At 61.2% G+C, this 2,423-nt stretch carries 2 protein-coding genes; both read left to right on the forward strand.

Features of this window, described 5'->3' with window-relative positions; translation table 11 throughout:
• Window positions 1–788, forward strand: a 788-nt coding sequence (locus ACXJ7R_RS30065) for a glycosyltransferase family 2 protein (RefSeq protein ID WP_457154998.1), incomplete at its 5' end; no start/stop codon positions are given.
• A 14-nt stretch (window positions 789–802) separates the two neighbouring features.
• Entirely contained in the window at window positions 803–2,113 is a 1,311-nt protein-coding gene (locus ACXJ7R_RS30070; protein WP_095080625.1) for a polysaccharide biosynthesis/export family protein, read from the forward strand.
• Window positions 2,114–2,423 lie beyond the last annotated feature (310 nt).

A 2,423-nucleotide genomic window follows, 5' to 3' on the forward strand; every position in this document is an offset into this window, starting at 1 on the left:
TTCCTGACGAGGTCATCGTGTCTGCGCCCGACGCCACGCATGTCGAACTGCCGGAAGATTGTCCTTTCCCCTTGTCGCTCGTTTTCGGACCGATGGGATCGTCTGCCCAGCGGAACACGGCTCTCGTACCTTCCCTGGCGCGCTTCGACATCATCACATTCTTCGACGACGATTTCGTTCCGTCCACCGAATACCTGGCGCAGGTCGAGAAAGCTTTCGTGGAAAATGACGGATGGGCGGTGGTGATGGGCATGGTCGTCAGGGACGGGGCCACGAATGCCGGCCTCACCTGGGAAGATGCCGAAGCCGCCTTGCGGGAAGCCCGGGGCAAAAAACATGATGGGCCACCGGTGGTCGATCATGTCGGTGCGTACGGATGCAACATGTCCTTCCGGTCCTCGTTTGTCGGAGATTTGCGCTTCGACGAGCGCCTGGTCCTGTACGGCTGGCAGGAAGACATCGACTTCACCAGCCAAATGAGATCCAAAGGTCGCGTGGTCTGCGTCACTGCAATCACGGGCGTCCATCTCGGCATCAAGTCAGGCCGGGTCAGCGGAAAGCGGTTCGGCTATTCGCAGGTTGCGAATGCGATCTACCTGATCAGGAAGGGCTCCGTTCCGGCCTCTTTCGCGCTTCCCCTGATGTTCAGGAATATTGCAGCCAACCTCGCAAAGAGCCTGCGGCCCGAGCCGTATATCGATCGCAGGGGCAGGCTCAGGGGCAACATGCTGGCGATCCTGCACATCGCCATGGGACGAATCGAACCCGAATACATCCTGAAAATCTGACGGCGGGAAAGACAATGCGGAAATGGCTCTTGACGGTGGCGGCGGCTTCATTGGCGGCAGCAGCTGCCTGCCCCTTGCCGACGATGGCTGCCGAGTATCTCCTCGGACCCCAGGACAAGGTCAGGCTCAAGGTTTACGAATGGCGCGCATCACGCGACGTGATCTTCGAATGGACGGCTCTCAACGACAGCTTCGTTGTCGGTGCCGACGGCACGCTCTTCCTTCCATTCGTCGGCCAGATACGAGCGCAAGGCACCGCCCCCGGCGACCTCGCCCGTGCGATCGGCGACCGCCTGATGCAGCAGATGGGACTCGGCCGCCAGCCGGATGTCGCCGTCGAGATTGTCCAGTACAGGCCGTTCTACATCGTCGGCTACGTCACGCAGCCCGGCGAGTTTCCCTTCAGACCCGGACTGACGGTCTTGCAGGCGATGGGAATCGCCGGCGGCTTGCGAACACGCGAGGAGGACATGTCGAGGCTCGAGCGTGAAGTCATCGCGGGCCAGGGCGACGTGGGTCTGCTGGCGCTGAGCAACGTCAGTCTGCTCGCCCGCAAAGCGCGGCTGGAATCGGAACTGGCTGGCAGCGACGACATCGCCTTCCCTGCGCAACTGATGGACAGAGCTTCGAACGAGACGGTCGCGGTTGCGATGGAGCAGGAGCGCAAGATCTTCGCTGTCCGCAAGGACGCCATGGCGACGCAACTCCGTGCGCTCCGCGAACTCAAGGATTTCCTCGAAAAGGAACTGACCTCGCTCGGCCAGCAGATGGCCTTCCACGACCAACAGATCGAACTCATCCAGAAGGAACTCGCGGGTGTTTCGGCCCTTGTCCAGAAGGGGTTGGCGGTTGCACCGCGGGAACTCTCTCTACAGGGAACGGTCGCACAGATGCAGAGCGACAGGTTGGTTGCCGAGACCTCGCTTTTGCGAGTCAGGCAGGAGATAAGCAAGACCGACATCGAGATCCTCAACCTCGCCAATAGCCAAGCCAGCGAAGTCGCCGCTTCCTTGCGCGAGACGCAGCTGCAGCTCAACGAAGTGACCAGCAAGGCCAACACCGCGGTGCAGTTGCTGCACGATACCGAGGTCACGGCACCTGCTCTGCTCGCCCTTAGAGAGCGCGGCGAACGGGCCAAGCCGATCTTCAAGATCGTGAGGATGACGGACAGCGGCTCGCAAGAGCTCACGGCTGAGGAAACCACGCCGATCGAGCCAGGCGATACCGTGAAGATCGATATCCCCCCGCCGCCGTCCGGCTTGGCCGCCCTCCCTGCAGGCGGCAGCGTGCAGGCAGAGACGCTCCCGATTCAGGGCACCAACTGATCAAACTTGCATGGTTCAGTGAGGTCCTCACCCGTCGCACCCATTGGCGTGCGCTTCGGCTGGAAGCCGCCTGGAAGCACGAAGAACAAGGGCGCAAGAAAACTGGGGGCTATGCCTAACCGGATCGTCTGCGCAATACCCTGGCACTTGCCATGCACTTTGAGGCCGCATATCAGTGAGCACACGCTGACGAAACCTTCCCTGCCGCAGTGAGTCGATCAGTGCTGCGGGTATCATTGGAGATTTCGGTGCTCATGAGTGTCGTGGCTGTATCGGCGGGGGGCGTTCTGTTGGGACTGCGGTTCAAGGC

The organism is Mesorhizobium sp. P5_C1, assembly GCF_054049815.1.

What these genes read in the sequence shown, in the direction of transcription:
- ACXJ7R_RS30070 (WP_095080625.1), top strand. Translation starts at nt 803, where the DNA reads ATGCGGAAATGGCTCTTGACGGTGGCGGCGGCTTCATTGGCGGCAGCA.